The 26,479-nt window shown below is 58.6% G+C and carries 22 protein-coding genes and 1 pseudogene; 16 read left to right on the top strand and 7 right to left on the bottom strand.

The window, feature by feature from the left end:
- Nucleotides 1-105: 105 nt before the first annotated feature.
- On the top strand, nucleotides 106-1,758 hold the full coding sequence (locus tag AC3I0A_RS14875) for a VRR-NUC domain-containing protein (RefSeq protein ID WP_489372672.1): 1,653 nt from the start codon (nucleotides 106-108) through the stop codon (nucleotides 1,756-1,758).
- On the top strand, nucleotides 1,755-4,076 hold the full coding sequence (locus AC3I0A_RS14870) for an ATP-dependent DNA helicase (protein ID WP_489372670.1): 2,322 nt from the start codon (nucleotides 1,755-1,757) through the stop codon (nucleotides 4,074-4,076). Before AC3I0A_RS14875 ends, AC3I0A_RS14870 begins: the two co-directional genes overlap by 4 nt.
- Here AC3I0A_RS14870 and AC3I0A_RS14865 read toward each other — a convergent pair.
- Entirely contained in the window at nucleotides 4,036-5,244 is a 1,209-nt protein-coding gene (locus AC3I0A_RS14865) for a serine hydrolase domain-containing protein (protein WP_489372668.1), read from the bottom strand. The genes AC3I0A_RS14870 and AC3I0A_RS14865 overlap by 41 nt on opposite strands.
- Nucleotides 5,245-5,455: 211 nt before the next feature.
- On the opposite strand from AC3I0A_RS14865, the gene AC3I0A_RS14860 reads away from it, so the two are divergent.
- From AC3I0A_RS14860 to AC3I0A_RS14820, 9 genes are all read left to right on the top strand, one after another.
- Complete coding sequence (locus AC3I0A_RS14860; RefSeq protein ID WP_489372667.1) at nucleotides 5,456-6,067, top strand: paraquat-inducible protein A; 612 nt, start codon at nucleotides 5,456-5,458, stop codon at nucleotides 6,065-6,067.
- Nucleotides 6,064-6,678: a paraquat-inducible protein A gene (locus AC3I0A_RS14855; RefSeq protein ID WP_489372665.1), complete on the top strand. Its 615-nt coding sequence runs from the start codon at nucleotides 6,064-6,066 to the stop codon at nucleotides 6,676-6,678. The genes AC3I0A_RS14860 and AC3I0A_RS14855 overlap by 4 nt, the downstream gene beginning before the upstream one ends.
- Complete coding sequence (locus AC3I0A_RS14850; protein WP_489372663.1) at nucleotides 6,671-8,344, top strand: PqiB family protein; 1,674 nt, start codon at nucleotides 6,671-6,673, stop codon at nucleotides 8,342-8,344. The genes AC3I0A_RS14855 and AC3I0A_RS14850 overlap by 8 nt, the downstream gene beginning before the upstream one ends.
- Nucleotides 8,345-8,349: 5 nt before the next feature.
- A complete protein-coding gene (locus AC3I0A_RS14845) occupies nucleotides 8,350-8,958 on the top strand; it encodes a PqiC family protein (protein ID WP_489372662.1) in 609 nt (202 codons plus the stop codon).
- A 215-nt stretch (nucleotides 8,959-9,173) separates the two neighbouring features.
- On the top strand, nucleotides 9,174-9,707 hold the full coding sequence (locus tag AC3I0A_RS14840; protein WP_489372661.1) for a DUF3087 domain-containing protein: 534 nt from the start codon (nucleotides 9,174-9,176) through the stop codon (nucleotides 9,705-9,707).
- 67 nt (nucleotides 9,708-9,774) lie between these two features.
- Nucleotides 9,775-10,698: a pyridoxal-phosphate dependent enzyme gene (locus AC3I0A_RS14835; RefSeq protein ID WP_489372659.1), complete on the top strand. Its 924-nt coding sequence runs from the start codon at nucleotides 9,775-9,777 to the stop codon at nucleotides 10,696-10,698.
- A gap of 195 nt (nucleotides 10,699-10,893) precedes the next feature.
- A complete protein-coding gene (locus tag AC3I0A_RS14830; RefSeq protein WP_489372657.1) occupies nucleotides 10,894-13,515 on the top strand; it encodes an S-type pyocin domain-containing protein in 2,622 nt (873 codons plus the stop codon).
- Nucleotides 13,511-13,786 carry a bacteriocin immunity protein gene (locus AC3I0A_RS14825; RefSeq protein ID WP_489378505.1) on the top strand — a complete coding sequence of 92 codons (276 nt, stop codon included), beginning with the start codon at nucleotides 13,511-13,513 and terminating at the stop codon, nucleotides 13,784-13,786. The genes AC3I0A_RS14830 and AC3I0A_RS14825 overlap by 5 nt, the downstream gene beginning before the upstream one ends.
- 68 nt (nucleotides 13,787-13,854) lie before the next feature.
- Nucleotides 13,855-15,783, top strand: a complete 1,929-nt coding sequence (locus AC3I0A_RS14820) for an S-type pyocin domain-containing protein (RefSeq protein WP_489372656.1) — start codon at nucleotides 13,855-13,857, stop codon at nucleotides 15,781-15,783.
- Between the two features lie 130 nt (nucleotides 15,784-15,913).
- On the opposite strand, the gene ppnN is transcribed toward AC3I0A_RS14820, so the two are convergent.
- On the bottom strand, nucleotides 15,914-17,287 hold the full coding sequence (gene ppnN, locus AC3I0A_RS14815; RefSeq protein WP_489372655.1) for a nucleotide 5'-monophosphate nucleosidase PpnN: 1,374 nt from the start codon (nucleotides 17,285-17,287) through the stop codon (nucleotides 15,914-15,916).
- Here ppnN and AC3I0A_RS14810 point away from each other — a divergent pair.
- Together AC3I0A_RS14810 and thpR are read left to right on the top strand one after the other, a co-directional pair.
- Nucleotides 17,273-17,557 (top strand): hypothetical protein, encoded by a 285-nt coding sequence (locus AC3I0A_RS14810; RefSeq protein WP_489372653.1) that lies wholly within the window; start codon nucleotides 17,273-17,275, stop codon nucleotides 17,555-17,557. The two genes, ppnN and AC3I0A_RS14810, sit on opposite strands and share 15 nt — an antisense overlap.
- Entirely contained in the window at nucleotides 17,547-18,101 is a 555-nt protein-coding gene (gene thpR / locus AC3I0A_RS14805; RefSeq protein WP_489372652.1) for an RNA 2',3'-cyclic phosphodiesterase, read from the top strand. Before AC3I0A_RS14810 ends, thpR begins: the two co-directional genes overlap by 11 nt.
- On the opposite strand, the gene AC3I0A_RS14800 is transcribed toward thpR, so the two are convergent.
- From AC3I0A_RS14800 to AC3I0A_RS14790, 3 genes are all read right to left on the bottom strand, one after another.
- The gene (locus AC3I0A_RS14800) at nucleotides 18,085-18,774 is read right to left on the bottom strand and encodes a glutathione S-transferase family protein (RefSeq protein ID WP_489372650.1); all 690 of its coding nucleotides are present in this window, start codon (nucleotides 18,772-18,774) and stop codon (nucleotides 18,085-18,087) included. The genes thpR and AC3I0A_RS14800 overlap by 17 nt on opposite strands.
- Nucleotides 18,775-18,863: 89 nt before the next feature.
- Nucleotides 18,864-19,181 carry a DUF2388 domain-containing protein gene (locus AC3I0A_RS14795; protein ID WP_489372648.1) on the bottom strand — a complete coding sequence of 106 codons (318 nt, stop codon included), beginning with the start codon at nucleotides 19,179-19,181 and terminating at the stop codon, nucleotides 18,864-18,866.
- Between the two features lie 127 nt (nucleotides 19,182-19,308).
- Nucleotides 19,309-20,160, bottom strand: a complete 852-nt coding sequence (locus AC3I0A_RS14790; protein WP_489372646.1) for a CAP domain-containing protein — start codon at nucleotides 20,158-20,160, stop codon at nucleotides 19,309-19,311.
- Between the two features lie 212 nt (nucleotides 20,161-20,372).
- Here AC3I0A_RS14790 and AC3I0A_RS14785 point away from each other — a divergent pair, with 212 nt between their 5' ends.
- The gene (locus tag AC3I0A_RS14785; RefSeq protein WP_489372645.1) at nucleotides 20,373-20,993 is read left to right on the top strand and encodes a cell wall hydrolase; all 621 of its coding nucleotides are present in this window, start codon (nucleotides 20,373-20,375) and stop codon (nucleotides 20,991-20,993) included.
- A 338-nt stretch (nucleotides 20,994-21,331) separates the two neighbouring features.
- On the opposite strand, the gene AC3I0A_RS14780 is transcribed toward AC3I0A_RS14785, so the two are convergent.
- Together AC3I0A_RS14780 and AC3I0A_RS14775 are read right to left on the bottom strand one after the other, a co-directional pair.
- Nucleotides 21,332-22,759, bottom strand: a complete 1,428-nt coding sequence (locus AC3I0A_RS14780) for a hypothetical protein (protein ID WP_489372643.1) — start codon at nucleotides 22,757-22,759, stop codon at nucleotides 21,332-21,334.
- 75 nt (nucleotides 22,760-22,834) lie between these two features.
- Complete coding sequence (locus AC3I0A_RS14775; protein WP_489372642.1) at nucleotides 22,835-23,767, bottom strand: universal stress protein; 933 nt, start codon at nucleotides 23,765-23,767, stop codon at nucleotides 22,835-22,837.
- 807 nt (nucleotides 23,768-24,574) lie between these two features.
- Here AC3I0A_RS14775 and AC3I0A_RS14770 point away from each other — a divergent pair.
- Both AC3I0A_RS14770 and ampC read left to right on the top strand, forming a co-directional pair.
- Nucleotides 24,575-25,056: pseudogene (locus AC3I0A_RS14770) on the top strand (cupin domain-containing protein).
- A gap of 240 nt (nucleotides 25,057-25,296) precedes the next feature.
- Nucleotides 25,297-26,475, top strand: coding sequence for a class C beta-lactamase (gene ampC / locus AC3I0A_RS14765; RefSeq protein ID WP_489372641.1), 1,179 nt, complete (start codon nucleotides 25,297-25,299; stop codon nucleotides 26,473-26,475).
- Nucleotides 26,476-26,479 lie beyond the last annotated feature (4 nt).

Genomic DNA, 26,479 nt, shown 5'->3' with positions numbered 1-26,479 from the left:
AAATCCCTCTATCCAGCCCATTTATCCAATACCGTTTGCCAGCGCAGGGACTGAACTGTTATCTGTACGCATAACCAGTACCCCATTGCGTGGCGCGCTCAATTCGTGACTTCCAACCCGCTCGACGATCCGTTCTATTACCTGAACAACTTTGTGCAAGTGCTCGGCTGGCTTGAGCAGCGTTATGCCGATGTGCTGAGTATCGAAGAGCAGCAGTTCATTCTCGACTTCAGTCAGCTGTCCCGAGCCTCCCAAGGGTTGCTGGTCAGAATGGTGATGCGCAAAGGCGTGCGGTTTCGTGCTGGCAAACTGCGTTACGACGAAATCGCTGAGGTTGAGCCTGCGGTCGCACCCTTGCTGCGGCTGGGCTGGGTCGATGAACAGGCGTTGCTGTCGATCGAAGAGCTGTTCGAGGTCTTGCTGAAGCAGGAAATTCTCCAGTGTTTCAAAACCGCCATCGATCAGCCCAAGGCAAAAAAGACCGATTGGCTGGCGTCCTTGAGCGGACAGTTCAGCGAAGCGAAGACCTTCAAGCAATGGTGTCCGACGCTGGAAGACCGGCTCTTTACGTTGACCATCATGGGCCTCTGCGATCGGCTGCGGCTGATGTTCTTCGGCAACCTCTATCAGGACTGGTCGGAATTCGTGTTGGCGGATCTGGGGATCTTCACCTACGAAAAAGTCGAGTTTTGCGCCGAATCCCGTGGCTTGCGCAGCCGTGACGATGTGGATGGCTTTCTGTACCTGCACAATTGTCAGGAACGGTTCGAGAGCGGGGAGCCATTGAGTGAGGTTGTTGAACACATCAATGCCCTGGAGACGGCCAACCCCTGGCTTGAACGACGCCGCGCCAGGCTGTTGTTTCAGATTGGCCAGCACTGCGAACGAATCGCCGATTTGTCGGCTGCGCTGGCGATCTATCGTGCTTGCGATTATCCCGGCGCGAGGCTGCGCCTGATCCGGGTGCTCGAGCGCCGCGCCGAGTATTCGTTGGCAATGGCGCTGGCTAGCCATGCCGATCAGTACCCGGAAAGCGCCGCCGAACAGCAGCAACTGCTGCGAGTCCTGCCAAGGCTGCGACGCAAGCTCGGTGGCCCGGTCATGCCGCGAACGGTTGTGCGGGAGATGCTACGCCTGGATCTCAGCCTGCCGCGAAGCGACCCGGCGTTATCGGTCGAGCAGCATGTTCAAGCCCATCTCGATGAAGAACTGGCGCCGGTGCACTATGTCGAAAACAGCCTGATCAATTCATTGTTCGGGCTGCTTTGCTGGCCGGCGATCTTCGCGCCATTGCCGGGCGCGTTTTTTCACCCGTTTCAGCGAGGGCCGGTCGACCTGCTCAACGAGGACTTTCATTCGCGGCGCGCCGAGCTGTTCCAGGCCTGCCTGGCTGAGTTGGACGACGGCCGTTACACCGACACCATCCGCAATCGTTACGCCGCCAAGTGGGGCGTGCAGTCGCCCTTCGTGTTTTGGGGCGTCTTGACTGAAGAGTTGCTCGAGCAGGCCCTCGAGTGCCTGCCGGCCGAGCACCTCAAACACTGGTTCAATCGTTTGCTGCTGGACATCAAGGCCAACCGCGCCGGCATGCCGGACCTGATCCAGTTCTGGCCGCAGCAAAAGACCTACCGCATGATCGAAGTCAAAGGTCCGGGGGATCGCCTGCAAGACAACCAGCTGCGCTGGCTGGAGTTCTGCCGGCAGCATCAGATGCCGGTGGCCGTCTGTTATGTGCAATGGGCGGAGCCGGACGCGTGAGCTACAGCATCGCGGTACGCGCCTTGTGCGAGTTCACGGCCAAGGTCGGTGATCTCGACCTGCGCTTTACCCCGTCACCCACGGCGCTGGAAGGCATCGTGGGTCACCGCACTGTCGCTTCACGGCGTAACCAGGGTTATCAAACCGAAGTCGCGCTGGAAGGTCAGTACGGGCAATTGAAGGTGCGGGGCAGGGCGGACGGCTATGACCCCGCTCAGAGCCAGCTGGAAGAAGTGAAAACCTACCGCGGCGACCTGGGCGCCATGCCAGCCAATCATCGTCAGTTGCATTGGGCGCAGGCAAAGATCTATGGCTGGTTGATGTGTCAGCAATTGCAGCTGCCTGAGATCAGCCTGGCGCTGGTGTATTTCGACATTGTCAGCGAAAAGGAAACCCGGTTCGTCGAAGTATCGAGCGCCGTGGATCTGGAGCTTTTCTTCGATCATCACTGCCGGTTGTTCCTGCAATGGGCCGAGCAGGAGCTGAGCCACCGCGATGAGCGTAATCAGGCCGCGCAGTCGCTGGGTTTTCCCCACGTCGGCTTTCGTCCGGGGCAACGTCACCTCGCTGAATCTGTCTTCAAAGCCGTGAGCACCGGCCGCTGCCTGATGGCCCAGGCACCGACCGGCATCGGCAAAACCGTCGGCACTCTGTTCCCGATGCTCAAGGCGCTGGCGCCGCAGCAACTGGACAAGGTGTTTTTCCTGACCGCCAAGACGCCGGGCCGAAAACTCGCGCTCGATGCAGCGCAAGTGATCTACGACAGCGCGCCCGATCTGCCCTTGCGAGTGCTCGAACTGGTGGCGCGCGACAAGGCCTGCGAGCACCTGGACAAAGCCTGTCACGGTGAATCCTGTCCCTTGGCGAAAGGCTTTTATGATCGTCTGCCAGCGGCCCGGGAAGAGGCGACGCAGGTACAGTTATGGGATCAGAGCAGTCTGCGACAAATCGCGCTGCGGCATGAAGTCTGCCCGTACTACCTGAGTCAGGAAATGGCCCGTTGGGCTGATGTGGTGGTTGCCGACTACAACTACTACTTCGACTTCAGTGCCTTGTTGTTCGGCCTGGCGCAGGCCAACCAGTGGAAGGTCGCAGTGCTGGTCGACGAGGCCCACAACCTGGTGGACCGCGGGCGGCAGATGTACAGCGCGAGCCTCGATCAATTCACCTTGAACACGCTGCGTAACACTGCGCCAGAGCCGTTGAAGAAGTCGCTGCAACGGCTGAATCGTGAATGGAATGCCCTACACAAGGAGCAGATCCGCCCGTATCAGGCCTACGCCCAAACACCGGGCAAACTGCTGCAAGCGCTTTCGCTGTGCACTGCAGCCATCGGTGATTACCTGAATGATCATCCTCAGGGGCTGGACAGCACGCTGCAAAGTTTCTATTTCGAGGCGCTGCAGTTTTCCCGGGTTGCCGAGCTGTTCGATGAGCAGTTCCTGTTTGACATCAGCAAGCGCGACCTCAACGCCAAACGCAGCATGTCGCAGCTCTGCTTACGCAACGTCGTACCCGCCGGCTTCATCCGGCCACGGCTCACCGCGGCTCGCAGTACCGTGCTGTTTTCCGCGACCTTGAGTCCCCGGCATTACTATGCCGACCTGTTAGGGCTGCCGACGAATACGGTATGGATCGATGTCGAGTCACCGTTCACCGCCAATCAACTGGATGTGCATATCGTCAGCCGGATTTCCACGCGCTTCGTGCACCGACAGGCGTCGCTTGCGCCCATCGTCGAGTTGATGGCCGCGCAGTTCCAGCAGCGTCCCGGCAACTACCTGGCGTTCTTCAGCAGCTTCGATTATCTGCAACAAGTGGCGCAGTTGCTGGCCGATAAATACCCGCACATCGAGCTTTGGTCACAATCGCGCGGTATGGATGAAGGGCAGCGTCAGGTTTTCCTTGAACAGTTCACGACGAGCAGTCAGGGGATCGGCTTTGCGGTGCTCGGCGGAGCCTTCGGCGAAGGCATCGACCTGCCGGGCGCACGGCTGATCGGTGCTTTTATCGCTACCTTGGGGTTGGCGCAACTTAACCCGGTGAACGAGCAACTGAAACAGCGCATGGCGGCGATTTTCGGTGCCGGGTATGACTACACCTACCTGTTCCCCGGCGTACAGAAAGTCGTGCAAGCCGCCGGAAGGGTGATCCGCACCGAGCAGGATCGCGGCGTGGTGATGTTGATCGATGACCGATTTGCGCAAGCCCGGGTTCAGCAGTTGCTGCCGCGCTGGTGGTCGCTCGGCCAACCCCCGTCAGATCCGGGACCCCCCCTCACTGCGCGGGATAAACCGCATCACGAATGTCCCGCGTAAACGCCCCGGACATGCCTTCGAACGCGGTATTGGTCAGCGCAACCACGGTCAGCTTTGCCTGCGGGTCGACAAACCAGCTGTGACCATAGGCGCCGCCCCACTGAATAGTGCCTTTGGATTGTGGGGTGTTCGTCAGCTGCGGATCGTCCAGCACCGCCCAGCCATAACCGAAGCCCCAACCAGGGCCCTGGGTTTGCGCTTGAGCGCCCACCTGGTCGGTCATCATCAACTGAACGCTCTGGCTCGAAAGGATCGGCCCGCCGCCCTGACGCAGGATTTCCAGAAACCCGCTGATGTCGCCAGCGGTCCCTGCCATGCCGGCACCACCTGAAGGATAGGCGTGAGCGTCGAGAATTCGCCTCAACGAAAAAAGCGTGCTGCTTTCGCCGGTCTTGATAATGCCCTCATCGGGCATCCTTGACGGAACAGGTTGCGCATCGAGGTACACCGCCGACAGGCGACGGATGTCGCGAACCGAGAACGCTGTATCCCTCAGACCGGTCGGGCCAGTGACCAGCTCATCGACCAGCACCGGCAGGCTTTTCCCCGTGACCTTTTGCAGAACGGCACCCAGCACATCGGTGGCTATGGAATAACGCCATTGCGTTCCCGGCGCATAGCTCAAGGGGACGCTGGCAATGCGTTTCAGGTTTTCCTCAAGGCTTATGCCCGGTTCAGCCAGCCCATCGGAGACGCCCGCGGTGCGATAAGGCCCGTGCTCGGCCTCCAGAAGGCCATAACTCAAGCCCGCGGTATGGTTGAGCAACTGGCGGATGCTGATGTCGGGTTCGCTGCCGTCAGCCAGTTTGGGCCGAAACGCTGGAAGCCAGCGACTGACCCGGTCATCCAGAGACAGCTGTCCTTGCTCGACAAGGCGCATCGTCGCGGCGGAGACCAGTGGCTTGGTGACGGAGGCGAGCCGGAAAATCGTATCCAGGGTCATCGGCTTTGCGGCCTCACGATCAGCAAAACCGGCAGCCCGGCGGTAAATGACCTGACCGTCACGAACGACTATCACCACCGTGCCGACTATCCGCTGGTCTGCGATGGCGCGCTCGATTACCGCATCGACCCGCCCCGACAAGTCAGGATCGTCGGGGTTGGCAGTGGCTATGATTGCGCAGAGAGAGGTTGCGAGGGCGGCAAGGCATTTGGCAGGTAGATTCATGACATCTGCGCCAATTCACTCGCAAAGCGTATTGGTAAGAGCTTCATGCAGGCTTACTCGTATTCACGTCATGCAGGTAATTGTGCTCGTTCACATTAATTTCAATCCGAGCGTCTATGCTGACATGGCTTTCTTGGGGGAACTCCCCCTAAACTAGACGACATTGCCGAGTTTTAAAGGACTAGATCTTCAATATGCCTCAGTCGAACCTATGACGTCTTCCCCAGTCTGGATCATCTGCGAGCACTGCGACTCGGTGTATACGGCTGTACCTCTGGCCAAGGGGCAGACCGCTCGTTGCATTCGTTGCGCGGCCATTCTGGACCGTGGCGGTCAGCTCAGCATTCAACAACTGCTCGCGCTGTCCATCGGCGCTGCGCTGCTGTTTGTTCTCGCCAACGCGTTTCCGGTCATGTCCATCAGCCTGCAAGGCCTGAGTAACCAAGCGACGCTGTGGCAGTCCGTGGAAGCCCTGGCGCAGGGACAAATCAGCGTGATTGCAGCAGTGGCGGGGCTGGCAATCATCCTCGCGCCGATGCTGCAAATCATCTTGTTGTGCTGGGTGCTCGGTTACGCCCTGGTCGGGCGTGCGGCGCCCGGCTTCAAGCTGTGCATGCGATCCCTGGAACACCTGCGCCCCTGGAGCATGCTCGAAGTCTGTCTGCTGGGGATTCTGGTGGCCATCATCAAACTGGCCGGCATGCTCGATGTGCATCCGGGTCTCGGGCTATGGGCGCTGGCCATGCTGACGGTGCTGATTATCCTGATTTCGGGCAAAGGCATCCGCAGACTGTGGAAAGACCTGGAGGGCGTTATTCCATGAGCCAGCCGCGCTATGCCAGCGAAATGAATCTGGTCCTGTGCCATACCTGCGACCAGGTTTGCCCATCGACGGACTCGCGTTGCTCTCGTTGCGAATCCACCCTGCATCGACGTAAACCCAATAGCCTGGCTCGCACCTGGGCACTGCTGCTGGCCAGCATGATCTGCTACATCCCGGCCAACGTGATGCCGGTGATGTACACCAACATCTTTGGTAACGGCGCCGAAAGCACCATCCTCGGCGGGATCATTGAGTTCTTGCACGCAGGAGAGTGGGACCTTGCGTTGCTTATTTTCATTGCCAGCGTGGCGGTACCGTGCATGAAGTTCCTGGTGCTGGGCATGCTGCTGATCACCTGTCAGCGCCGCAGTCGCTGGGCCATGCGTGAGCGGGCGAAACTCTATCGGTTGATCGAGGTGGTCGGTTACTGGTCCATGCTCGACGTACTGGTGGTGGCCGTGATCGCCGCGCTGGTGCAATTTCACTCGCTGAGTACCATCGACCCGCGGATGGGCATTCTGTTTTTTGGTTTGGTGGTGGTACTGACGATGTTCGCTGCCATGAGTTTTGATCCCCGGCTTATCTGGGACGCAGAGGTTGAAAATGCCTGATCACCCAAGTTCTACCGACACGCCGGTTCCAGGCAAGCCTGAAGTCAAGCGTCGACGCTTCAACGTTTCTCTGGTGTGGCTGGTGCCGATTGTTGCGGCGCTGGTGGGGTTGTCGATGGTGGTGCATGACGCCAGGTCGAAGGGGCCGCAGATCACGGTGAGCTTTCTGACTGCCGAGGGGCTGGAGGCGAACAAGACCCAGGTCAAATTCAAGAACGTGGTAATCGGCAAGGTGACTGCGATCGCCTTGAGAGAAGACCGCAGCCATATCGACGCGACCATCGAGCTGGACGCGTCCGCCAAGTCCTTTGCGTCCGAGGACTCGCGCTTCTGGGTAGTGCGGCCGCGTATCGGCGCCGGCGGTATATCCGGGATCGATACGCTGTTGTCCGGTTCCTTTATCGGCGCCGATGCCGGCGCATCGGACAAGACCAAGAAGGACTTCGTCGGCCTGGAAACCCCGCCGCCCATTACCTACGGTCAAAAGGGTACGCGTTACACCTTGAAAACCGACAACCTCGGCTCGCTGGATATTGGTTCCAGCGTCTACTACCGGCGAATCGCGGTTGGCGAGGTGGTGTCCTATCAGCTGTCCGAGGACGGCAAAGGCGTCGAAGTACAGATCTTCGTCTACGCCCCGAACGACAAATTCGTGACTCGCGATACACGCTTCTGGAACGCCAGTGGCGTCGATGTCAGTGTCAGCGCCGAAGGCCTGAAGGTGGATACCCAGTCGGTGTCATCGATTCTGGCCGGGGGGATCGCGTTCGTTGAGCCCAAGTACAGCCCCAATCCCCAGTTGGCTGAAGCGAACACTCAGTTTTCCCTCTTTAATGATCAGGAAACCGCCATGGCGCCAGCCGATGGCGAGCCACGTTACATCCGCATGCGCTTCGATCAGTCCTTGCGTGGCCTGGTGGTGAATGCGCCGGTGGAATTTCACGGGGTGAACCTCGGTCGGGTGGTATCGGTTGACCTGGACTATGACGAGGTCAAGAAAGACTTTCCCATCATCATTGGCGCCGTGATTTACCCGAACAGGCTGGGTAAAGCCCATGAAAAACTGCTGAAACTGCGGGGCTCTGACGAGGATGCCCAGGCCGCGCAAATGATGGCCCTGTTCGTCTCGCGCGGGCTCAGGGCACAGGCCCGAACCGGCAACCTGCTCACCGGCCAACTCTACATCGCCCTGGATTTTGTCCCGAACGCCACACCGGTGAACTTCGACGTGAGCGCGCGACCGGTGGAGATTCCAACGGTGCCAGGCAGCCTGGATAAACTTCAGGAGCAGCTGCACAGCGTTGTCGACAAGATCAGCAAACTGCCGCTCGAACAGATTGCCGCCAACCTCGATGCCAGCCTGGGCGAACTGCAGAAAACCCTGAAAAAGGTCAATGGCGAAGTGCTGCCGCAGTTGCGCGATACCTTGGTGCAGACCCAAAAAACCGTGACCTCGGCCAATGACAGCTTTGCCGAAGAGTCGCCGCAACGCCTGCAATTCGGGCAGGCGATGGATGAGGTTCAGCGTACCGCGCGTTCAGTGCGGGTGCTGACCGACTTCCTGAGCCGGCATCCCGAGGCGCTGATTCGCGGGCGCATCAAAGACAACCAGCCCGATGCCTATAAATCGTCATCTTCGTCCTCTCGAGACATTGACCAGGAATGAACACCATGACCCTTCGCTCCATGGCCATTTTCGCCACGCTGGGCCTGGCCGCCTGCACCTCGGCGCCGACCCATTACTACACCCTGATGCCGACGGCGACGGACAGCGCTGCGCGGGCGAACCTGTCCGCGCCAGCTTTTCAGTTCGAGATGCAGTCGGTGGTGATACCGGTTCAGGTCGACCAGCCGCAAGTCGTCGTCCGCAAGAGTGACGGCGCCTTGGCAATCCTCGAAACCGAGCGCTGGAGCGCACCGTTGGCCGACGAGTTCCATGACTCCCTGGTCAACCAGATGGAACTCAAACTGGGCACCCGTAACCTGGCGGGCTTACCCAAGACCTCAGGTCGCCAGATACTCTCACTGCAAACCGATGTCCGACGTTTCGACTCTCTGGCGGGTCAGTACGCCCTGATCGATGTGGTCTGGAGCATCAGCCTGCGCGGCGATGGCGAAAAGCGTCGCAACCTGACGTGCAGCAGCATCATCCGTGAAACTGCCGGCCCTCAGGTGCCGGATCTGGTGTTGGCCCATCAGCGGGCCATCGGACAACTGGCGGACGTTATCTCCGGCACCGCACGTAGCTGGTCAAAGCAACAGGGGACAGGCTGTCCTTAGGGCGATTGAATCTGTAGGAGCGAGCTTGCTCGCGATGGACGTTAACGATAACGCGTGTTTTCTGAATAAACGCGTCGTCCTCGAGTCCATCGCGAGCAAGCTCGCTCCTACAGAGGGGCGCAGCGCCTACGAAATTCGGGCCATTGATTAAATGTGCCCGTGCCCATCTCTACAGGCGATAATGCCCGGCAATGGCGTTCAATAAGGCAACAGTGATGTTCGAGATCAAACAGTGGAATCCTGAAACCTATCGACGGCAAACGCGACGCAGCACACTGATCATTGCGCTGATTTTCGTGGTGCTGGCCGTGGCGCTGTCCAGCGTTGCCGTGATGCTGTTCGGCGAAGCCGATGGCGATAATTTTCGCTTGAATCTGGGCGGGGTCATTGTCGGGCTGGTGCTGAGCGTGGCGCTGGTGCGGATCAAATTCTGGTCGCAGGCGTGGATGGCACCGGCCATCTACGGCTGGCAACTCAAACGTAGCCTGATGAGCATTACCAACGTCATGCATTACGTCACCGCCGGCGTACTGGCCGGTGATCCGACGGCCATGAAACTGCTGCGTTTTTATCATCTGGGACTCACGCAGATGCACCAGCTGGACGGCAACTCCAGCGCTCTCGGCCAGATGGTGCGAGAGATCGACCAACACAAGGAGAGCATGCTGGCTCTGGCAATCGATACCGAGCAATATCGATTGAATCCCGCCTGGCTTGAGGCGGTGAAGAAGGCCGGTGCAGCGAAGTAAGACACTAAAGCGCGGCTGATTTTCCATTCATCCGGCATTTTTTTATAAGGACATAAGGAGGCCTGTGATGCTTCATATAAGAACACCACTGATTTTGCATCCGGGGCTATCGACCGCAACCCGGCGTATCTGGCTCAAGCTGGAAAACCTGCAGCCCAGCGGGTCATTCAAGTTGCGCGGCATGGGCCTGCTCTGCACCCACGCGGCCGAGCAAGGCAAGAAGAAAGTCGTCTGTCCTTCCGGGGGCAATGCTGGACTCGCTACGGCGGTGGCGGCGGCCGTGCTGGGGCTGAAAGCGATCATCATCGTGCCGCACTTCACCCCTGAAATTACCCGCGCGCGCATTGCCAAAACGGGTGCAGAGGTGATTGTGCACGGCAAGTTGTGGGACGAAGCCAATCAGCGGGCGCTTGAACTCGCGCAAGACGCCGATACCGAGTACGTACCAGCCTTCGACCATCCGACGTTGTGGGAAGGGCACAGCACGATGGTCGATGAAATCCTTCAGGATTACCCGCAGGTCGACACCATTGTGACCTCGGTCGGCGGCGGTGGCTTGCTGGCTGGGGTGCTCACGGGGTTAGAGCGTCATGGACGGACGGACTGCCGGATCGTCGCCTGTGAAACCCAGGGCGCTGCTTCATTCGCAGCAGCCATCAAGGCCGGACATCCGGTAAAGCTTCCCGAGATAAAAACCATTGCCAGTTCACTGGGCGCTTCGCAAGTTGCGTTGTGGCCAGTTGAGCACATCGGCAATTTTCAACACCAGAGTGTGGTGTTGTCAGATGCCGAGGCAATCATGGGCGTCGTTCGCTATGCCGATGATATGCGTCAGTTGGTGGAGCCTGCTTGCGGCGTTTCTCTTGCCGTCGCGTATCTGGATCATCCGGCGATTGCCCATGCCCATGATGTGGTGATCGTTGTCTGTGGCGGTGTCAGCATCAGCGCAGAGATGGTTGCCGGATGGGAGAAATCCCTGATACCAGCGTAGAAACCGTCTTACCCCCCTCACCAAGCTGCCGCAGACTGCGATCTTTTGATCTGACACCTTCAAAAGATCGCAGGTCGGGCCAGTTCGTCCGCAGGAAAGTGCTGACCTCCGATATCAAGCACAAACCATAACTATGTACCGCATCTGCCCATCGCGGAGTCGACATCCTGCGCCATACAGAAAAGGAGAAACTGTATGGCTAAACAAACACTTCAAGATGGATCAACTGGGGACGTCGTTATCCGGTCGGGTCCGCCGCCCTCGAACGGCGGTGGCGGTGGCGGCTTTTTCACGATCGGCGGTGGTGGCGGATTCTCGGGCGGCTTTGGTGGCTCGAGCAAGAAGCGCAGAAAAGCCAGGAAACGCGCCAGGCAGGCTCAGGAACAAGCACGGGCGCAGGCCGCCGCTCAAGCGCAAGCAGCTGCTCAAGCACAGGCAGCTGCCGCACAGGCCCAGGAGCAAGCTCGCGCCCAAGCGGCCCGTGAGCAATTCCTTGCCGGGCTGGCGCAACGTCATAACGCCATAAGGGCAGAGGTCGATCGAACCTTTGCAACCCGATCCGGAAAACTCGCAGAGTCGATTCAAAGCGAAATCTGGGCTGCGAAAAAGCCACACGATAAGCAGTCGAGCGAGCGCTGGCAGCTCCACCTCATTACCAAGGAAAAAAACGAAGTCGATGGACTGATCGCCAGCAAGAACGCTGAGCTCAAGGCAAAGAATGCAGCCGCCAGATCCTTCGACGGGCACGATCCCCTGAGTCGCTCGGCAAACGATTACCTGACGCGACTGACGGAGTTCGGCCCGGCGCTCAACGACGGTCATCAGTTATGGGAAAACGCCTATAACGCGGCCCATGAAGCCCGGCTGCTGTCCGCACAGATACAAGCACTCACGGATAAATCCACTGCCCTCGCCGGGCATCACGCGCAGCAGACCACCGTCTGGCGTGCCAGGGAGCAGGACTGGGAGCGCCAACGGCTGCACGCGGAACAACGGGATGCGCGCATTCGTTTCAAGCAGCAGGCCGATGCCGATGTGCGGCATGAGCGGGTCAGGGCGGCCAATACCCTGACGGTACCCGCTACCTCAGTGGCTGCTGGTGGGATGGTTCTAACCCGTGGCGGCGCATGGGTTGTCGAGGGCGCCGCAGTGGCGCTTGAAGGCACCATCACTCGCGCAACAGGCGAACTCCTGCGCATTGCAGCGATACCGGCAGGCCAGTTGGCCGGTGGGTTCGTCACCGCGATGCTCTACTCGCCGGTGCTGGGCGATGGCGAACTCACGGCTGAGCAGCGCAGTCGTCTGTTTCAAGGTATCGGTGTCAGAGCCGACCTCATGGGCCTGCCCGAGGGCCGGGACCTGCAAGCCATCGCCGATGCAGGCGGTTCGGTGGAGCTGCGCCATCGCATCAAGCCTGAGGCCGTGCAAGGCGGCACTGCGATCATTGTGGCCAGTACCGGCGGCCAGCTATCGGCCAGCGTTCCGGTGGTCAACGCCGTTCCTGATCCATTGACCGGTACCTACCACGCCGAGATCCCGGGTTCTCCTGCAAGACATCTGCAGTTCAAGCCAGACGCGACGGTCACTTCAACGCAACAACCCAGGACAAGCTATCCTGGTTTGTCCTTCAGTGCATCGCAGGCCCAGGACATTCCGGCCGGCGTCGATACCCGGATCAACGATTGCATCGTCTGCATTCCCGGGCTGCCGCCGACCTATCTGTCGTTCGGCTTGCCTCCCGTAGGCTCGGGCATCGTGACCGGCAATGGACAACCCGCCACCTGGGAGTGGTGGAAGTCAGCCTCCCAGGAAAGCGGTGCGCCCATTCCCGCGCAGATCGGCGAGCAGTTTCGCGGCCGTGAAATCCCATCGTTCGGGGCGTTCGACAAGGCGCTCTGGCATACCGTCGCTGGGGATTCGACGCTCAGTTCGTCCTTCGATGAGGTGAACAATAAACGCATCGAACAAGGTTTCGCACCTGTCGCACCGAAAAACACCTGGGACGGTGACCGACGCGAATTCGAGATCCGTTATCGGGGAAACGCCGCCCAGGGCGCGAACCCTTACGACCTCGACGGGATCAGCATCACCACACCCCAAAGCGCCCAGGGCACGCGCGGCGTCACGCCAACATTCACGCCCTGGCCGATCGAGTTCGCCAACTCCGAGGCGCACCGGCCAACCGGCAGCCGAACCTGGACGCCACTGGTACCGCCGGGTAGCGAATCGCTTGGTTCGACGACTTCGCCGATAACACCGCCACTGCCTGGGGTTTATCCGGGCGGCACTATCAGCCCCGTCCTACCGGAAAACGAAACGCTTCCGGCTGTTGACGGAGTGGATATCGGTGCCAAGATTCCTGGGTATCCGGCGGATCTGGATTTGCCGTCGCCTGATGTTCTGTTTCTGGACCGGCGAGACGATCCGGGAGTGGCAGCGGGATTTGGACAGCCGGTCTCAGGGATTTGGCTTGGTGAGGCTGCACGAGGAGAGGGTGCGCCGATTCCTGTTCAGATTGCGGATCAGTTGCGAGGGCAGGAATTCAGAAACTTTCATCGATTTAGAGAGGCGTTTTGGAGGGCAGTTGCGGCAGATACCAACTTGAGTCAGCAGTTCAGTGAGTCCAATCTGGTCAATATGCGAACTGGCGCAGCTCCTTATCCCAGCCTTATGGATCAGGTAGGTGGTCGAACGAAATTTGAAATCCACCATGAAATAGAGATTGCCAAGGGTGGGGCGGTTTACGATATAGAAAACCTTTCAGTGTTAACGCCGAAGCGCCATATTGAAGTTCATAAGGGTAAAAAGAATGATTAAATTAAAGAGCAAGCTTGAAGATTATACAGAGGCTGAGTTTTTGCTGTTTATAGAAGAATTTTTCGAAAATAAAAACGGACTAGAAGGCGAGGCGCGAAGTAACTACACAGATAGGCTTCTTAATCACTTCGAATTGATTACAGAACATCCAGGAAGATCGGATGTGATTTTCTATCCCAAAGAAGGCCAGGAGGATAGTCCAGCGGGTGTGCTGAAGGAAGTCAAAGAGTGGCGTGCACGCAATAACAAGCCTGGATTCAAGTCGTCATAACGATATTGCATTCAATGTGGCGTGAATGACTCATAAACATCTGCTCACTGGAAGTGAGCAGATGTTTTATGAAAAGTAAATCTTTCACCTTTTTTAGTCATCTTTTTCAGTTGCATTGTATTTTCAAGAATCAAAAGGGAAATATCAAGATGGAACTTAAATCAAACCTCCAGGACTACACCGAACCGGAATTCCTGAGTTTCGTGGAAAAAATCTGGGCTGTGGATGTTCGTAAACAGGATCATGACCGACTGATCATTCACTTCGATCGAATCGTGGGGCATCCCAAAGGCGCTGATCTGTTGTTTTACCCCGATGACCAAGCCAATGGGCATTCCGCAGGTGACGTCGTGTACTACGTCAAGGACTGGTACGCGAAGCAGGGCAAGGTTGCGTTCAAGGGCGGGGTAGCTCCCGGGCCGGCTCCGGCCGGGCCGGCAGCAACGTCAAGCGCAGCAGAGAGGGCGCTGAGGAGTTCGAAGCAGAACCTCGCAAAAGTCCAGAAATTAGCCACCGACCTGGGTGTCGCAGAGCAGGCCGTCGAAACTGCGTTCGCTCACTTCGATCAACTCCTGGGGACACTGCCATCAGGCATCGACGAACTGCAAAGCAGGATTTCATCCTGGGAGGCCGCACAACAGGAGGCGTTGACGGCGGTCAGGAAGTTCGAGTTTCTGAAAATGAGCATTCAGTTCGCCAGGGATGATGCGCAACGAAGCCTGGGACGTCCATTTTTGGACGCAACATTGCAGCAGACAGTTTTTCAGCAGATTACCCGAACGCATGATCGATACATCGCCCAGCTTCCCGTCATCGCCCAGCGCCATCATGATCTTCAAACCCGGGTTGAAGCGGTGCTTGATGCCGCCGAGGAACAGCTGGTTCGCCTGCGTTCACTGGCCGGAACGGGGCCGACGAAGACCGGCACTTCGGTTACCGCGCCTGCAGCTTTTGCCAACTCGCGGCCCCATGTGCTGTTGAACGGTGCGTCATCGCCAGGGGATAGCCAGCTTGTCGCTCTGCAAAAAGCCATACGCTCTGCAGTGGCTGAATTCACCTGGCTGATTACCTCAGGAACCGAGGAACACCGGGGACAATATGCGGCTGTCCTGCAATTCGACTTTGCCAGTCGGGGCGCTGACCATCGTTATGGGCTCAGTGTTCCGCTCACCGAGTTGTTGCAAATCGAGGGGCATGATTGGCAAAACCTGGCCGCGACCAAAGCCGAAGTCGATGTGGCGTTCAGGATGAGCACTGGCATTGTCGCTACCAAACCCGGCACGATGTTTCGGGGCTTGAAAGAAATCCTCGAAGTCTCACAGGTGTATATCACCCCCACCAATGGCAGCGTGCTTTCGTCGAAGGTACGAGCAAGAGCCGCTATTTGGGATGAACAGCTGAACCGCTACAGTTTTACCGCCGAGGGTCTGGCACCGACCACGGTGTCCTGGCTACCGCCCGTCGCCCTCGAAAGCAGCATACCGGTTGAGCGGAACCAGCCGAACAGGATGGGGTTCATTCAAACCCCACCCTTGCCGTTGCTGGAACCCTTCGCTGCTATTGAAGAGGTTCAATTCGACGACTACATCGTGGTATTCCCGCCCGATTCGGGGCTGGATCCTGTCTACGTCATGTTCAAGGACCGTCGAGGCTACCCAGGTGTTGTGAGTGGCAACGGCCAAGTGGTTGCAGAAGATTGGCTGGCCAAGGCTTCAACCAATGAGGGTGCTCCGATCCCGTCGGCCATAGCCGAGCAAATACGCGGGCGCCTGTTCAACCATTTTGATGCTTTCAAAACCGCATTCTGGAAGGCTGTTGCCGCAACTCCAGCGCTGAACGCCCAATTCAATGCGAGCAACCAAGGGTTGATGCTGAACGGTCTGCCGCCTTTGAACGAACAGGAAGAGGGTGGGCACAGACTGCTCATTCGTCACCAGCGGGATATCGCAGAAGGTGGCGAGGTGTACGACGTGGATAACCTGATCATTCGGCGCTAGAACGGCGGATTACACGGGAGGCACTGCGAGCTGCAATCTGGCAGCAAGCCCGGAACCTTGACAGTCCCGGGCCTTGCGACCTGTTTTCAACGCCTTCGCAACCGCGACAGACAGGTGACTGCCCTGGTTTTCAGGTCACTACCCGATAGCAGGGCACATAGGCCGCGCCACCTGGCAGCTTCATCCGGTGTTGCTCGACGAACGCATTCAGCAATTTGTCCAGAGGCTGCATGACGGCCACGTCACCGCGAATCTCGTAGGGGCCGTGTTGCTCGATCAGGCGAATGCCCTTGTCTTTCACATTGCCGGCAACGATGCCGGAAAAGGCGCGTCGCAGATTGGCCGCCAGCTCGTGAGCAGGCAAGTCCTGGCTCAGCTGAAGGCTGGCCATGTTGGCGTGGGTGGGGTCGAACGGGCGCTGAAAGCCTTCCTCGATCTTCATCAGCCAGTTGAAGTGGAAGGCGTCGTTGCGTTCCCGGCGGAACTGCTTGACCGTCTTGAGTCCCTCGGTCATTTGCCTGGCCACTTCGGCGGGATCATCGATGATGATCTGGTAGTGATCCTGGGCCGCTTCTCCCAGCGTAGCGCCGACGAACGCGTGCAACTGCTGCAGGTAGGGCGCGGCACTTTTTGGCCCGGTCAGGATGACTGGAAACGGCAGGCCACGGTTGTCCGGGTGCATCAGGATGCCGAGCAGGTAGAGGAACTCTTCGGCCGTGCCGGCGCCACCGGGGAAGATGATGATGCCGTGGCCGACGCGCACGAAAGCTTCCAGACGCTTTTCGATGTCCGGAAGGATCACCAGCTCGTTGACGATCGGATTAGGTGCTTCGGCAGCGATGATTCCTGGTTCCGTCAGGCCCAGGTAACGGCCGCCGCTCATCCGCTGCTTGGCGTGGGCGATGGTGGCGCCCTTCATCGGCCCTTTCATCACCCCGGGCCCGCAACCGGTGCAGACATCCAGGCGGCGCAGTCCGAGTTCGTGACCGACCTTCTTGGTGTACTTGTACTCTTCTTCGTTGATCGAATGGCCGCCCCAGCACACCACCATCTTCGGCTCCACGCCGGGGCGCAGGGTGCGGGCGTTGCGCAGCAGGTGGAAGACGTAGTCGGTGATTCCCTGAGAACTGCTCAGGTCGATGCGCAAGCTGTCCAGCTCGTTCTCGGTATAGACGATGTCGCGCAGGGCACTGAACAGCATCTCGCGGGTGCTGGCGATCATCTCGCCGTCGACGAAGGCATCTGCCGGCGCATTGAGCAGCTCCAGGCGGACTCCACGATCCTGCTGGTGGATGCGCACCTCGAAGTCCTGGTAGGCCTCAAGAACAGTCTTGGCGTTGTCAACCTGAGCGCCAGTATTGAGGATCGCCAGGGCACACTGGCGAAACAGATTGTAGATGCTGCCTGAGCCGGCTTCGCTCAGCTGTTGTACTTCACGTTGGGACAGTGTCTCCAGGCTGCCCTTTGGGCTTACCGAAGCGTTGATTACATGTCTTTGGTGCATTCTGAATTCCCTGAAAGCGATGCCGAGGAGCCGGGTAGGGCCCGCGGCAAGAAGATGGTGAGCGCCGAAGGTGGTCGTGTGCGGCTGGTATTTTGTCCGGCGACAGGGCGGGAAGCAAACGTTGCGATGAATGGTGTTCCATCTTACCCCGGCATTGTATGGAGCGGCGCGAAAGAGATATTGAACAGGATGTTGCGTCTTTTCCTCTGGGGTAACCTGATGGTATCGCTGCGCTCACCCCAACCTGGAGGTGCAAGGAATGAGTTATGACTCTCGTGAGCAGAAGGAGCCACTCAAACGTTTATTTTTCGCTCTGCCCTGCGCATCTGCACAACGCCGGGCCATCGCCCAATGGCGCAGTGCTCTTGAGCTAAGTAACGGACGCCCGGTGCCAGCGGAAAACTTTCATTTGACGCTGATGTTTCTGGGAGCTGTAGCCGTGACGCAGATTCCGCGCATCTGTGCCGCCGCCGCAGGTATTCGAACCTCAGGCGAGCACTTGACTGTAACGCTGGACCGCCTGGATGTATGGCGCCGAGCCGGTATCTTGTTACTCGTTCCAGCGCAGGAATCATTGGTTTTGCGCCAGCTGGTCTATGCCCTGGAACAGGCGCTGCTACCGCTTGGGTTTGTCGACGCCCCCCGGGAATTTCGCCCCCATTTGACCTTGATGCGGGACTATCGAGCACCTATCCCTGAATCCAGTACACCACCCGACTTTCACCTGAGTGCCAGGCACTTCACCCTGTTCGAGTCGCATAAAGGCCGCTATCGGCCGCTGGCCGAATGGCCTCTGGTTAACCCGGTCGCGTAACCTCAGATACCTGGCGAAACCGCGTCGGAATGGCCTCCGCGAACGGATAGAGTGAAAAGCAGGGCCTGGCTTCGTCGATTACCCGCTGGAACGACGGTCTCTGGGTCAACCTGTCGAAATAGGCGCTCAAGTGGCTGAACTCGTCCGGGAATGGCTGGAGGGTGCTGGCATAGAAAAGGGCCGGGGCAGCGGCACAATCGGCCATGCTGAAGTCTTGACTGGCAACCCAGGTCCTGGACGCCATTCGGCGGTCGAGCATGGCGTACGCTGTCTCCAGCGTGGAGCGTTCTTTGGTCAAATCACCTTTGGCGCCACGTAGGCGATCACCGACAATCTGCTGTATCGGCGCTTGAAGATAGTTGTCGAAAAAGCGGTCCCATAGACGCACCTCCAACGCGGCCTCCCAATCGCCTGGAATCAACGGATGCTCACCTGGATAGAAGCGATCCAGATACTCGATGATGACGGTGGACTCTGGCAGGTCGCGCTGACGGGCATGGTCACGGATGACCGGAAATTTGCCGATTGGCCATAGGGCTTGAAGCTCCGCTCTGTCGGCAGCGTCCGCGAGATCGATGACCCGCCTTTCGAATTCGATGCCGTTTTCGTAGAGCGCGATGAGCACTTTGTGGCAGAACGACGCTAGCGGATGGTAGTAAAGCGTCAGTGACATCTTTCGGCTCCATGTGAGGTCCGCCGGGGCTTTCTGGCGGTATAGATTGCCTTGCTCATTTACACCCGGCGAAGCCCCACCACAGTCCACTAATGACCAGCAGGTACCTCATGTTGAATGAGGATCGCTTTGGCCAGCTCTTCATCGCTTGCCTTGAGGCCTGGATTGTCGAGTCGAATCTGTTTCAATACCGACTCCAGATAGACCCCGCGAATGGTGCCTCCACTGGCGACGAAGCTGGAGGCGTCATCGCGGGCGGGAATCGCGAGCTTGTCGTCCTTAAATGTGGAGTACAGCGATGCAGAAACCCCAGCGGAGGTGGCGACATCGCCCGCATCCACATCGGCCATGGCCGAACCAAAGGGCAGGCAAAGCATCAGCGAAGAGATGAGAAATAGACGGCGCATGACCGTGTCCTCCGAAAGATAGGATGTACCACATACCTTTGGATGCGTGACGGCAGCCATGAGTTCCCTGGCGTGCGCTTCTGTTACCCGATAGCACTCATTGACCGCATGGAAACCGTCCAGCCATTCACTGCGTACCGAACATGGCCGTCCAGTAAATCCCTGCATCACTCTTCGGATCAACCGCATAGGCCGCACCCAGTTGGTGAAACTGCGGGTTCATCAGGTTGGCACAATGACCGGTGCTGGTCAGCCAGCCATCGACCACCCTGCGCACGGTGTCGTGCCCGGCGGCGATGTTCTCGCCGATCTGCCCACCGACGTAGCCCGCCAGTTCAGCCCGATCACCCGGCGTGTGGCCGTCGCGGTCCTTGTGATCGAAGAAGTTGTTATTGGCCATGGCCCGGGCATGGGTCTCGGCCGCCGTCGCCAGCGTGGCGTTCCAGGCCAGCGGCGTGGTGGCGGCAAAGGATTGGGCGCCGCACTGGCGCGGCTGCGTGCGGGCTGTATTGATCATCTCAAGTAGCTTCTGTCCTTCCGCCTGCCAGTCGCCCAGGCGCCCACTCAACAGCGGACGCGCCAGTACGATGCGCCACTCGTGTCCCTCGCGGCTCACGCCGATATCGATGAATTGCGGGTCCAGCACGATCCGGCAGAAGCTCTCCTGCACTGCCTTCATGGCCGACTGCACATCACGCGGCCCGGACAGGCTGATCGCCTGCACATTGACCATCGGATAAGCCGCACGCGCCAGCGCCTGCTGCAGGTCGCCGATACTGTTGGCGGGCAGGACCAGGCGCGGATCGCTCGCCAGTGGTGGCAGCTCTTGAGACACCTGGCCTGCGCAACGCTGCACCTGGCTGCGGTAGGCGTTGATCGACTCGACCAGTTGCGTCTCCTCGGTCGCCACGGCAGTGGCGGCGAACACCAGGCCTAGCGGCAACGCGGCAAGACGCATAACGGATGACAGGACGCGCATGGCACTCTCCTTGAGCTGACTGCGTCCATGATGCGCGATTTCGCCCCACCCGGCGCAATGCCTTTTCACGCCGAAACAAAATTCGTCTGGCAAACACGAACCTGAATCCGCCAATCGAGATCTGAAGTTCGGCGGAGTCAGTGTGGTGGAATGATTTGGCTACTACAGTATTGATTAAATAAGGCGAAGTTGCCTTTCACTCAGGTTCGACCATGCGCCTCTTATGGGTAGCAATCTACCTCGCAACAATCCTTCTCGGGGGCCAGGCAATCGCGGCTGAGCAGGAACAAAAAGCCGAGGTGGCTGAAGAAAAGGCACAGGTTCTGGAAGAGAAGGCCGCAGAGAAGGGGACCGAGGTACCTGTGCCCAAGACCGAGGCCATCACGAAGTCTGAGGTGCAGGCGGTCGATCCGGCAGGCGCAGCGCCTCTGGACGATGCAATTACGTGCCTTGCGCGCAGCATCTACTGGGAAGCCAAAGGCAAGGCAGCTGCCGATATGGAAGCCGTCGCCAGCGTGGTCATGAACCGACTGGGCCATGAGGGGTTTCCGGATACGGTGTGCAAGGTGGTCAAGCAAGGCTCCGAACAGAAAAACTGTCAGTTTTCGTGGTGGTGTGATGGGCGTTCGGATCAGGTAGTGGAGGACGATCAGTACATGATTGCCAAGGAAATAGCGCGAAAAGCGCTCAACCAGCAACTACCGGACCGAACCCATGGCGCTTTGTATTTCCACGACAGGACTGTGAGGCCCGACTGGGCCAGTAAATACATCAAGACCACCGAGACCGGAAAGTTTCTCTTCTATAAGCCTAACGACGGTACGGCACGATAGGCCTTCAATCCTGGATGATCGCCATTGCTTAAAGCGTGAAGCAAACCGCCGAATCGTCAGCCGGCGGCTGAGCGATGCATCGCTGATGGGCGTCACCTACAGCAGTTATCTCCAACCCGGCAAAAACAGGACGCACTGATCTCCACATCGGCTCGTGCCATTGCCAGGTTGAGGCGGGCTTGTGCAGCCGTCGCCTCGGCGTGTTTACCAAGGCGGTGCAGGCACTCCACATACCCGTGCAGACTCCACACGTTGTCCGGATGTCGGGACGCCCGACTGAGGGTATTGTCCAGCCCCAGATCGGCCCGATATACCTGTACGGCTTCTTCTACCCGGCCCTACTCCAGGAGCAGCGCTCCCAGCGCATGCCGGATCGGTTGCATCCATCCCCACGGCTCGTCATAGGGCAGGTTGTCGTCCAGTTCCAGCGCATGGCGCAGGTGGGCAAAGGCGCTGTCGTGCTGGCCTTTGCGGTACTCGATTTCCCCCTGCAACATGGCCGCGGCAATTGCCAGAATATCCGTGCATTTGTTGTTGAATATGTACCGCGTCTGCGGCACTCGGGCCAACGCTTCAAGGAAGCGTTGTTGTTCGGTTTCTGCAGCGGCTATCTGCGCCTGAGCCGCGTGCGCCACGCCTTTGGCGTAATGCAGCATCGCCGTCGTCACACAGTACAGCTGCGGGTCGTCGGGCAGGGGCTCGGCAAGAATCTCGTGCCACCTGCCAAACCGTACCAGTACGTGCATCTTCATCGCCACGAAGCCTTCCACCCAGTCGGCCATCGGCGGCTGCGCCACGCGCAACAGTTCTTCTGGAATAGTCGCGATCAGTTCATTGGCAGCTTCCAGGGCGGGGCGGTACTGACCGAGAAACATCGCCGAATAGAGCTTGAAGTGATAGTTGTGGCTTCTGTAGAGGGTGTAGAAATTGATCGGGCCTTCGCGTTCCAGATATTTGCGGTCGGCCAGGATCGCGCGGCTGTTGGTCACCATTGCGGCATGATAATCGCCGCAGAGCACGTCGATATGCGACGGCATATGGCGCAAATGTCCCGCGTCCGGCACCAGGTCGCGCAGGACATCGCAGGCCCGCAACGCCCGTTCCGGATAGGGCGACATTTCCATGGTATGGATGTACATGTGCAGCACGCCGGGGTGCGGCGCATCCCCGCGCTGGTCGATCAGCCGCAGCGTTTGCTCCAGCACGGCCACCGCCTCAAGGGTATCCGCGCCTTGCAACGGTGCGCCGCTATTGAGGTCCCATAGCTGCCAGGGCGTGCGGTTGATCATCGCTTCGGCAAACAGCGCGCAGACATCAAGATCGTCGGGAAAGGCGGCGTAGACATTTCGCATAGACGCCGAGTAGGCATCGTTCCAGGTGCAAAGCTCGCCGATGCTTACCGCGTGATCCGCTTGGTAACGCTGCTCCAGAGCCCGGATCAGAGCCTGCTCCACTGGCGTTGCACCCTCAATACGCGCCAGCGCAGCTTCCGTCGCTCGGCGTGCATCGGTGACGGCCTCGCCCAATTCCTGTTCTGCAAATGCGTCCCAGCGCTTGTTGTAATTCGAACCTGAGGCATGGGCGATGCCCCAATAGGCCATTGCGCAACCACTGTCATGTTCGGCGGCCTTGCGGAAACAACGTACGGACTCTTCGTGGTTGTAGCCGTAGCACCATAACAAACCACGATCAAACCAGATCTGAGCCTGTGACGAGCTTGTCGTCACCGGACGGCTGTAGGTGCCCAAATCGTAATAGTCACGCATCGACTGATCCTCCCTCCAGGTTGGCCTGAGGTGCTATGCCAAGGCAGTTGGTTGGCCGGGGCAGTTGACTGACTCCTAAGTATGTGGCCGATGGTTATGATGGTTATACGGCCAGGAGGATGCCGCAGTATCTGCCGATGGACTTTGTGGCGGGGCGGCCAGTTCCTCCAGGTGGGTGATGATGTCGTCCGGTTTGAGCACCAGTACGTCGCTGTCCAGGGTGTCCAGAATCATCTCGGCGGTGTTGCCGATCAATGCGCCGGACAGTCCGGTCCGGGCCACGCTACCGATCACCGTGAGCGCCGCTTCGAGCTTGTGCGCGATGTACGGGATCAGCACCTCGGCCGAACCTTCCTCGATATGCAGGCGTTCGTCGCTGATGTTGAATTCGGCCTGGAATGTCTTGCACAGTTGGCGATAGAGAGCCTGAATGCTCTCCTTGAGTTGGAGTACGGGGTCGGCCGCCGAAAGCATGGGATAAGGGTGGGCGCTCATCATGTGTAGAGTGCCGCCAGCCAGCGCGGCGATGTCGTAGCCGTGGCTGACGATGCCGGAATGCAGGACGCGATGCTCCATGTCACTGTTGCCAGCATCGATGGCCGCGAGAATGGTGCCGCCGGTCCAGGGTCTCGCGGTTTTTACCAGAAGCACCGGGCTGGGGCAGTATCGCAGTAGCTTCCAGTCCTCGGGGGTGAGAAGGGCCTTCATCAGCGGGGTATCGGGCAGGTGCTGCTTGATCACCAGCCCGCAGCCCTCCGCCTGTTGGGCGGCAATGATGGTCTTGTGTGAACTCCCATGCCAGGCCTGCTGGGCGCTGACGCTATAACCCTCCTGTGCCAAGGCGCCTTGCAGGTCGTTCAGGTAGGAGCAATGGTGGTTTCCCTTGTCGCAAGCCAGCAGATGCAGGTGCGACTGGGTGGCGCTGGCAATCATTTTAGCTCTATTCAGGATCAGGTCCCTGGACTGCTGCGAATCCACCACCACCAAGGTGTTGCGAATGGTGTGCATGAGTATCTTCCTGTGCGTGAGTACAGTTTTTATGTGAGGCGGCGGCACGGGCGCTCTTGGCCTATACCCCTTCGGGCGGGTTGTACGCGTTAGGCCAACCCTTGCCCGCCCATCAACCGGAAGCTCACTTACCGACATCATGCACGCGACAGCTAAAATCGAATCCTGCCTGCTCAGTCCGATTGTTGACGCTTGAATCGAGCTGGCATTAATAACCGGAACTGCTGCTGATCGCTCATGCAACTGCGCAAGTTGACTCCACAGCACTGGCGCTGTTGTTCCATTGCATCTATATTGAGTTGTAACGCGGCCGGTACACTTGGTGCCGGATGAATTGCGTTACTTCTTGCTGGTTGCGCTGCTGGCAAAGGAAGCGTGTGAGCGTTTGCCGCTTTCAATGCCCCGCCTGCCTGCGCCTATCCGCCCGCGCAAATACTACGCGCAGGTAGATACCCCCGACCTTGGTGGAATGAATCGAGTTGCTCTCTTGCGGGCGTTTTTTGCTCGCTCAACTCAATGACTAAGTATGGTGGCTATTCTGCTTAATGCTTAGGTAGATGGTCGACTGGGTTAGTTGATTTTCACCTAAGGAAACTCTGAATAAACCCCATTCGATCTGATGAAAAAGCACCGCTCTCGCTGGCCGAGACACCTGAAGCGGATTACCTTTTCCATAGCTGTGCGTTATAGCGCTGTTCACAATGGTTATATCCGCGTTCCAGCATTCGGCTACCGTCATCGTATATGACTTGATCGCGCAGGCTCTGCTGCGATACACCCACAGCCGCCAAACACGAGGAAACCATGATGACCTCCCACAGAGCTGTCGCTGTTTCGCTGGCCTTGCTCAGCGCAGCCTTCCTGGCATCTGCCGCCCTGGCCGAGGGCGCGGGTTTGATTACCGCCACCCCATCCGAACTCAAGTGGACGGCCGCGCCGTCGGTGGGACCCGGCGCGATGATTGCGGTGATTGAAGGTGACCTGAAAGCCGCCGAGCCCTTCACCCTGCGCTTGAAGCTGCCGGCAAATACGAAAATCGGTGTGCATACCCATCCTGTGACCGAACGCGTAACCGTTATCTCGGGCACCTTCTACTTCGCCATCGGAGACACATTCGATCCGGCACGGGCCAAGGCCTATCAACCGGGGACACCCTGATCATTCCCGTCGGCATGTCGATGTATGGCGCCAGTCGAGAACAGGAAACCGTGCTCCAGCTCCACGGCACGGGGCCTTGGGGGATCACCTACCTCAACCCGGCGGACGACCCCAGGAACAAAAAAATGTAGCGAGCGACAACCCGATAAAATGAATCAATCGTGCCTGGCCCCGTTAGCTCCCATCAGGACACACGTGGTCATCGAGTCCTCGCCTATCAGGGCGCTTTACCTTTATACACGTGACCTGTCGAGCCACTGCTGAAGCGCGACCAGCGAAATACCCTTGAAATATCTCTTAATAGGAGCGGCCCTGGAAAAGCGCAATGACATGGTAATTTCTGTCGCCCAATAAAATATCGGACGATCTCAATGCGCCCAAATGGAACGATCTGCGCACAGTTGCTTTTCCTTGCCTGCACGACGTTTTTCGGCACCTCCGCAGCCGCGAATACGCAGCCGGATATCGACAACCTCGTGCACGACGCCGCCCAATCGGTGATGCAACAGCACAATATTTCCGGGCTGGCTATCGCAGTTACCGCGAATGGCCAACAACAGTTCTACAACTACGGCGTGGCCTCCCGGCAAACCGGTCAAAAGGTCACCCGCGATACATTGTTCGAGATTGGGTCGATCAGCAAGACGTTTACCGCAACCCTGGCCACCTACGCGCAGGCCAGCGGCCGGCTTTCACTCACCGACAAAACCGGCAAGTACCTGCCGCAACTCAAGGGTAGCGAACTGGACAAGGTGACGCTGATCAATCTGGCGACCCATACGGCGGGAGGCTTTCCCCTCCAGGTTCCTGACAATGTCCAGAACAACGAACAGTTGATGGGCTACTTCAGCACTTGGCAAGCGCAATTCGCCCCCGGAACTCACAGAACCTATGCCAACCCGAGTATCGGGCTGCTTGGCGTGATTGCGGCCAGGAGTTTGAACATTCCTTTTGAGGAGGCGATCGAGACGCGGCTCTTCCCGAAACTCGGCATGCACAATAGCTACATCAATGTGCCGTCAAGCAAGATGTCGCTCTATGCACAGGGCTATAACAAACAGGACGCTCCCGTCAGGCTGAATCCTGGAGTGCTTGCAGCCGAAGCCTACGGGGTCAAAACCAGCGCCTCGGATTTGATTCGCTTCGTCGAGGCGAACCTGAGTCTCGTCGAGACAGACGCCAGGCTCACGCGAGCGATCACCGAGACCCATACCGGCTACTTCAAGCTTGGATCGATGACCCAGGACCTGATCTGGGAGCAGTACAACTATCCGGTGAAGCTGGAGACGCTGCTGGAAGGCAACTCCGACAAGATGATCTACGAGAGCCAGGCGGCCACTGCGCTGATCCCGCCCATGCCTGCGCAACAGGCGGTCTGGATCAACAAGACCGGCTCAACCACCGGCTTTGGAGGGTACGTAGCCTTCATTCCAGCGAAGAAGCTCGGCATTGTGATACTGGCCAACAAGAATTATCCCAACGAGTCCCGTGTGCGCCTGGCGCATCAAATCCTGAGCAAGCTCGATTGCTGTTCGCTTGCAACGAACTGAGGTC

Source organism: Pseudomonas sp. KH_024_B2 (assembly GCF_057839965.1).
The sequence above is the reverse complement of the archived record's forward strand: the minus strand, read 5'-3'. Positions and strand labels throughout refer to the sequence as shown.

What these genes read in the sequence shown, in the direction of transcription:
- AC3I0A_RS14865 (WP_489372668.1), bottom strand. Translation starts at nt 5,244, where the DNA reads ATGAATCTACCTGCCAAATGCCTTGCCGCCCTCGCAACCTCTCTCTGC.
- AC3I0A_RS14860 (WP_489372667.1), top strand. Translation starts at nt 5,456, where the DNA reads ATGACGTCTTCCCCAGTCTGGATCATCTGCGAGCACTGCGACTCGGTG.
- AC3I0A_RS14855 (WP_489372665.1), top strand. Translation starts at nt 6,064, where the DNA reads ATGAGCCAGCCGCGCTATGCCAGCGAAATGAATCTGGTCCTGTGCCAT.
- AC3I0A_RS14850 (WP_489372663.1), top strand. Translation starts at nt 6,671, where the DNA reads ATGCCTGATCACCCAAGTTCTACCGACACGCCGGTTCCAGGCAAGCCT.
- AC3I0A_RS14845 (WP_489372662.1), top strand. Translation starts at nt 8,350, where the DNA reads ATGACCCTTCGCTCCATGGCCATTTTCGCCACGCTGGGCCTGGCCGCC.
- AC3I0A_RS14840 (WP_489372661.1), top strand. Translation starts at nt 9,174, where the DNA reads ATGTTCGAGATCAAACAGTGGAATCCTGAAACCTATCGACGGCAAACG.
- AC3I0A_RS14835 (WP_489372659.1), top strand. Translation starts at nt 9,775, where the DNA reads ATGCTTCATATAAGAACACCACTGATTTTGCATCCGGGGCTATCGACC.
- AC3I0A_RS14830 (WP_489372657.1), top strand. Translation starts at nt 10,894, where the DNA reads ATGGCTAAACAAACACTTCAAGATGGATCAACTGGGGACGTCGTTATC.
- AC3I0A_RS14820 (WP_489372656.1), top strand. Translation starts at nt 13,855, where the DNA reads ATGAAAAGTAAATCTTTCACCTTTTTTAGTCATCTTTTTCAGTTGCAT.
- AC3I0A_RS14810 (WP_489372653.1), top strand. Translation starts at nt 17,273, where the DNA reads ATGTCTTTGGTGCATTCTGAATTCCCTGAAAGCGATGCCGAGGAGCCG.
- ppnN (WP_489372655.1), bottom strand. Translation starts at nt 17,287, where the DNA reads ATGCACCAAAGACATGTAATCAACGCTTCGGTAAGCCCAAAGGGCAGC.
- thpR (WP_489372652.1), top strand. Translation starts at nt 17,547, where the DNA reads ATGAGTTATGACTCTCGTGAGCAGAAGGAGCCACTCAAACGTTTATTT.
- AC3I0A_RS14800 (WP_489372650.1), bottom strand. Translation starts at nt 18,774, where the DNA reads ATGTCACTGACGCTTTACTACCATCCGCTAGCGTCGTTCTGCCACAAA.
- AC3I0A_RS14795 (WP_489372648.1), bottom strand. Translation starts at nt 19,181, where the DNA reads ATGCGCCGTCTATTTCTCATCTCTTCGCTGATGCTTTGCCTGCCCTTT.
- AC3I0A_RS14790 (WP_489372646.1), bottom strand. Translation starts at nt 20,160, where the DNA reads ATGCGCGTCCTGTCATCCGTTATGCGTCTTGCCGCGTTGCCGCTAGGC.
- AC3I0A_RS14785 (WP_489372645.1), top strand. Translation starts at nt 20,373, where the DNA reads ATGCGCCTCTTATGGGTAGCAATCTACCTCGCAACAATCCTTCTCGGG.
- AC3I0A_RS14780 (WP_489372643.1), bottom strand. Translation starts at nt 22,759, where the DNA reads ATGCGTGACTATTACGATTTGGGCACCTACAGCCGTCCGGTGACGACA.
- AC3I0A_RS14775 (WP_489372642.1), bottom strand. Translation starts at nt 23,767, where the DNA reads ATGCACACCATTCGCAACACCTTGGTGGTGGTGGATTCGCAGCAGTCC.
- ampC (WP_489372641.1), top strand. Translation starts at nt 25,297, where the DNA reads ATGCGCCCAAATGGAACGATCTGCGCACAGTTGCTTTTCCTTGCCTGC.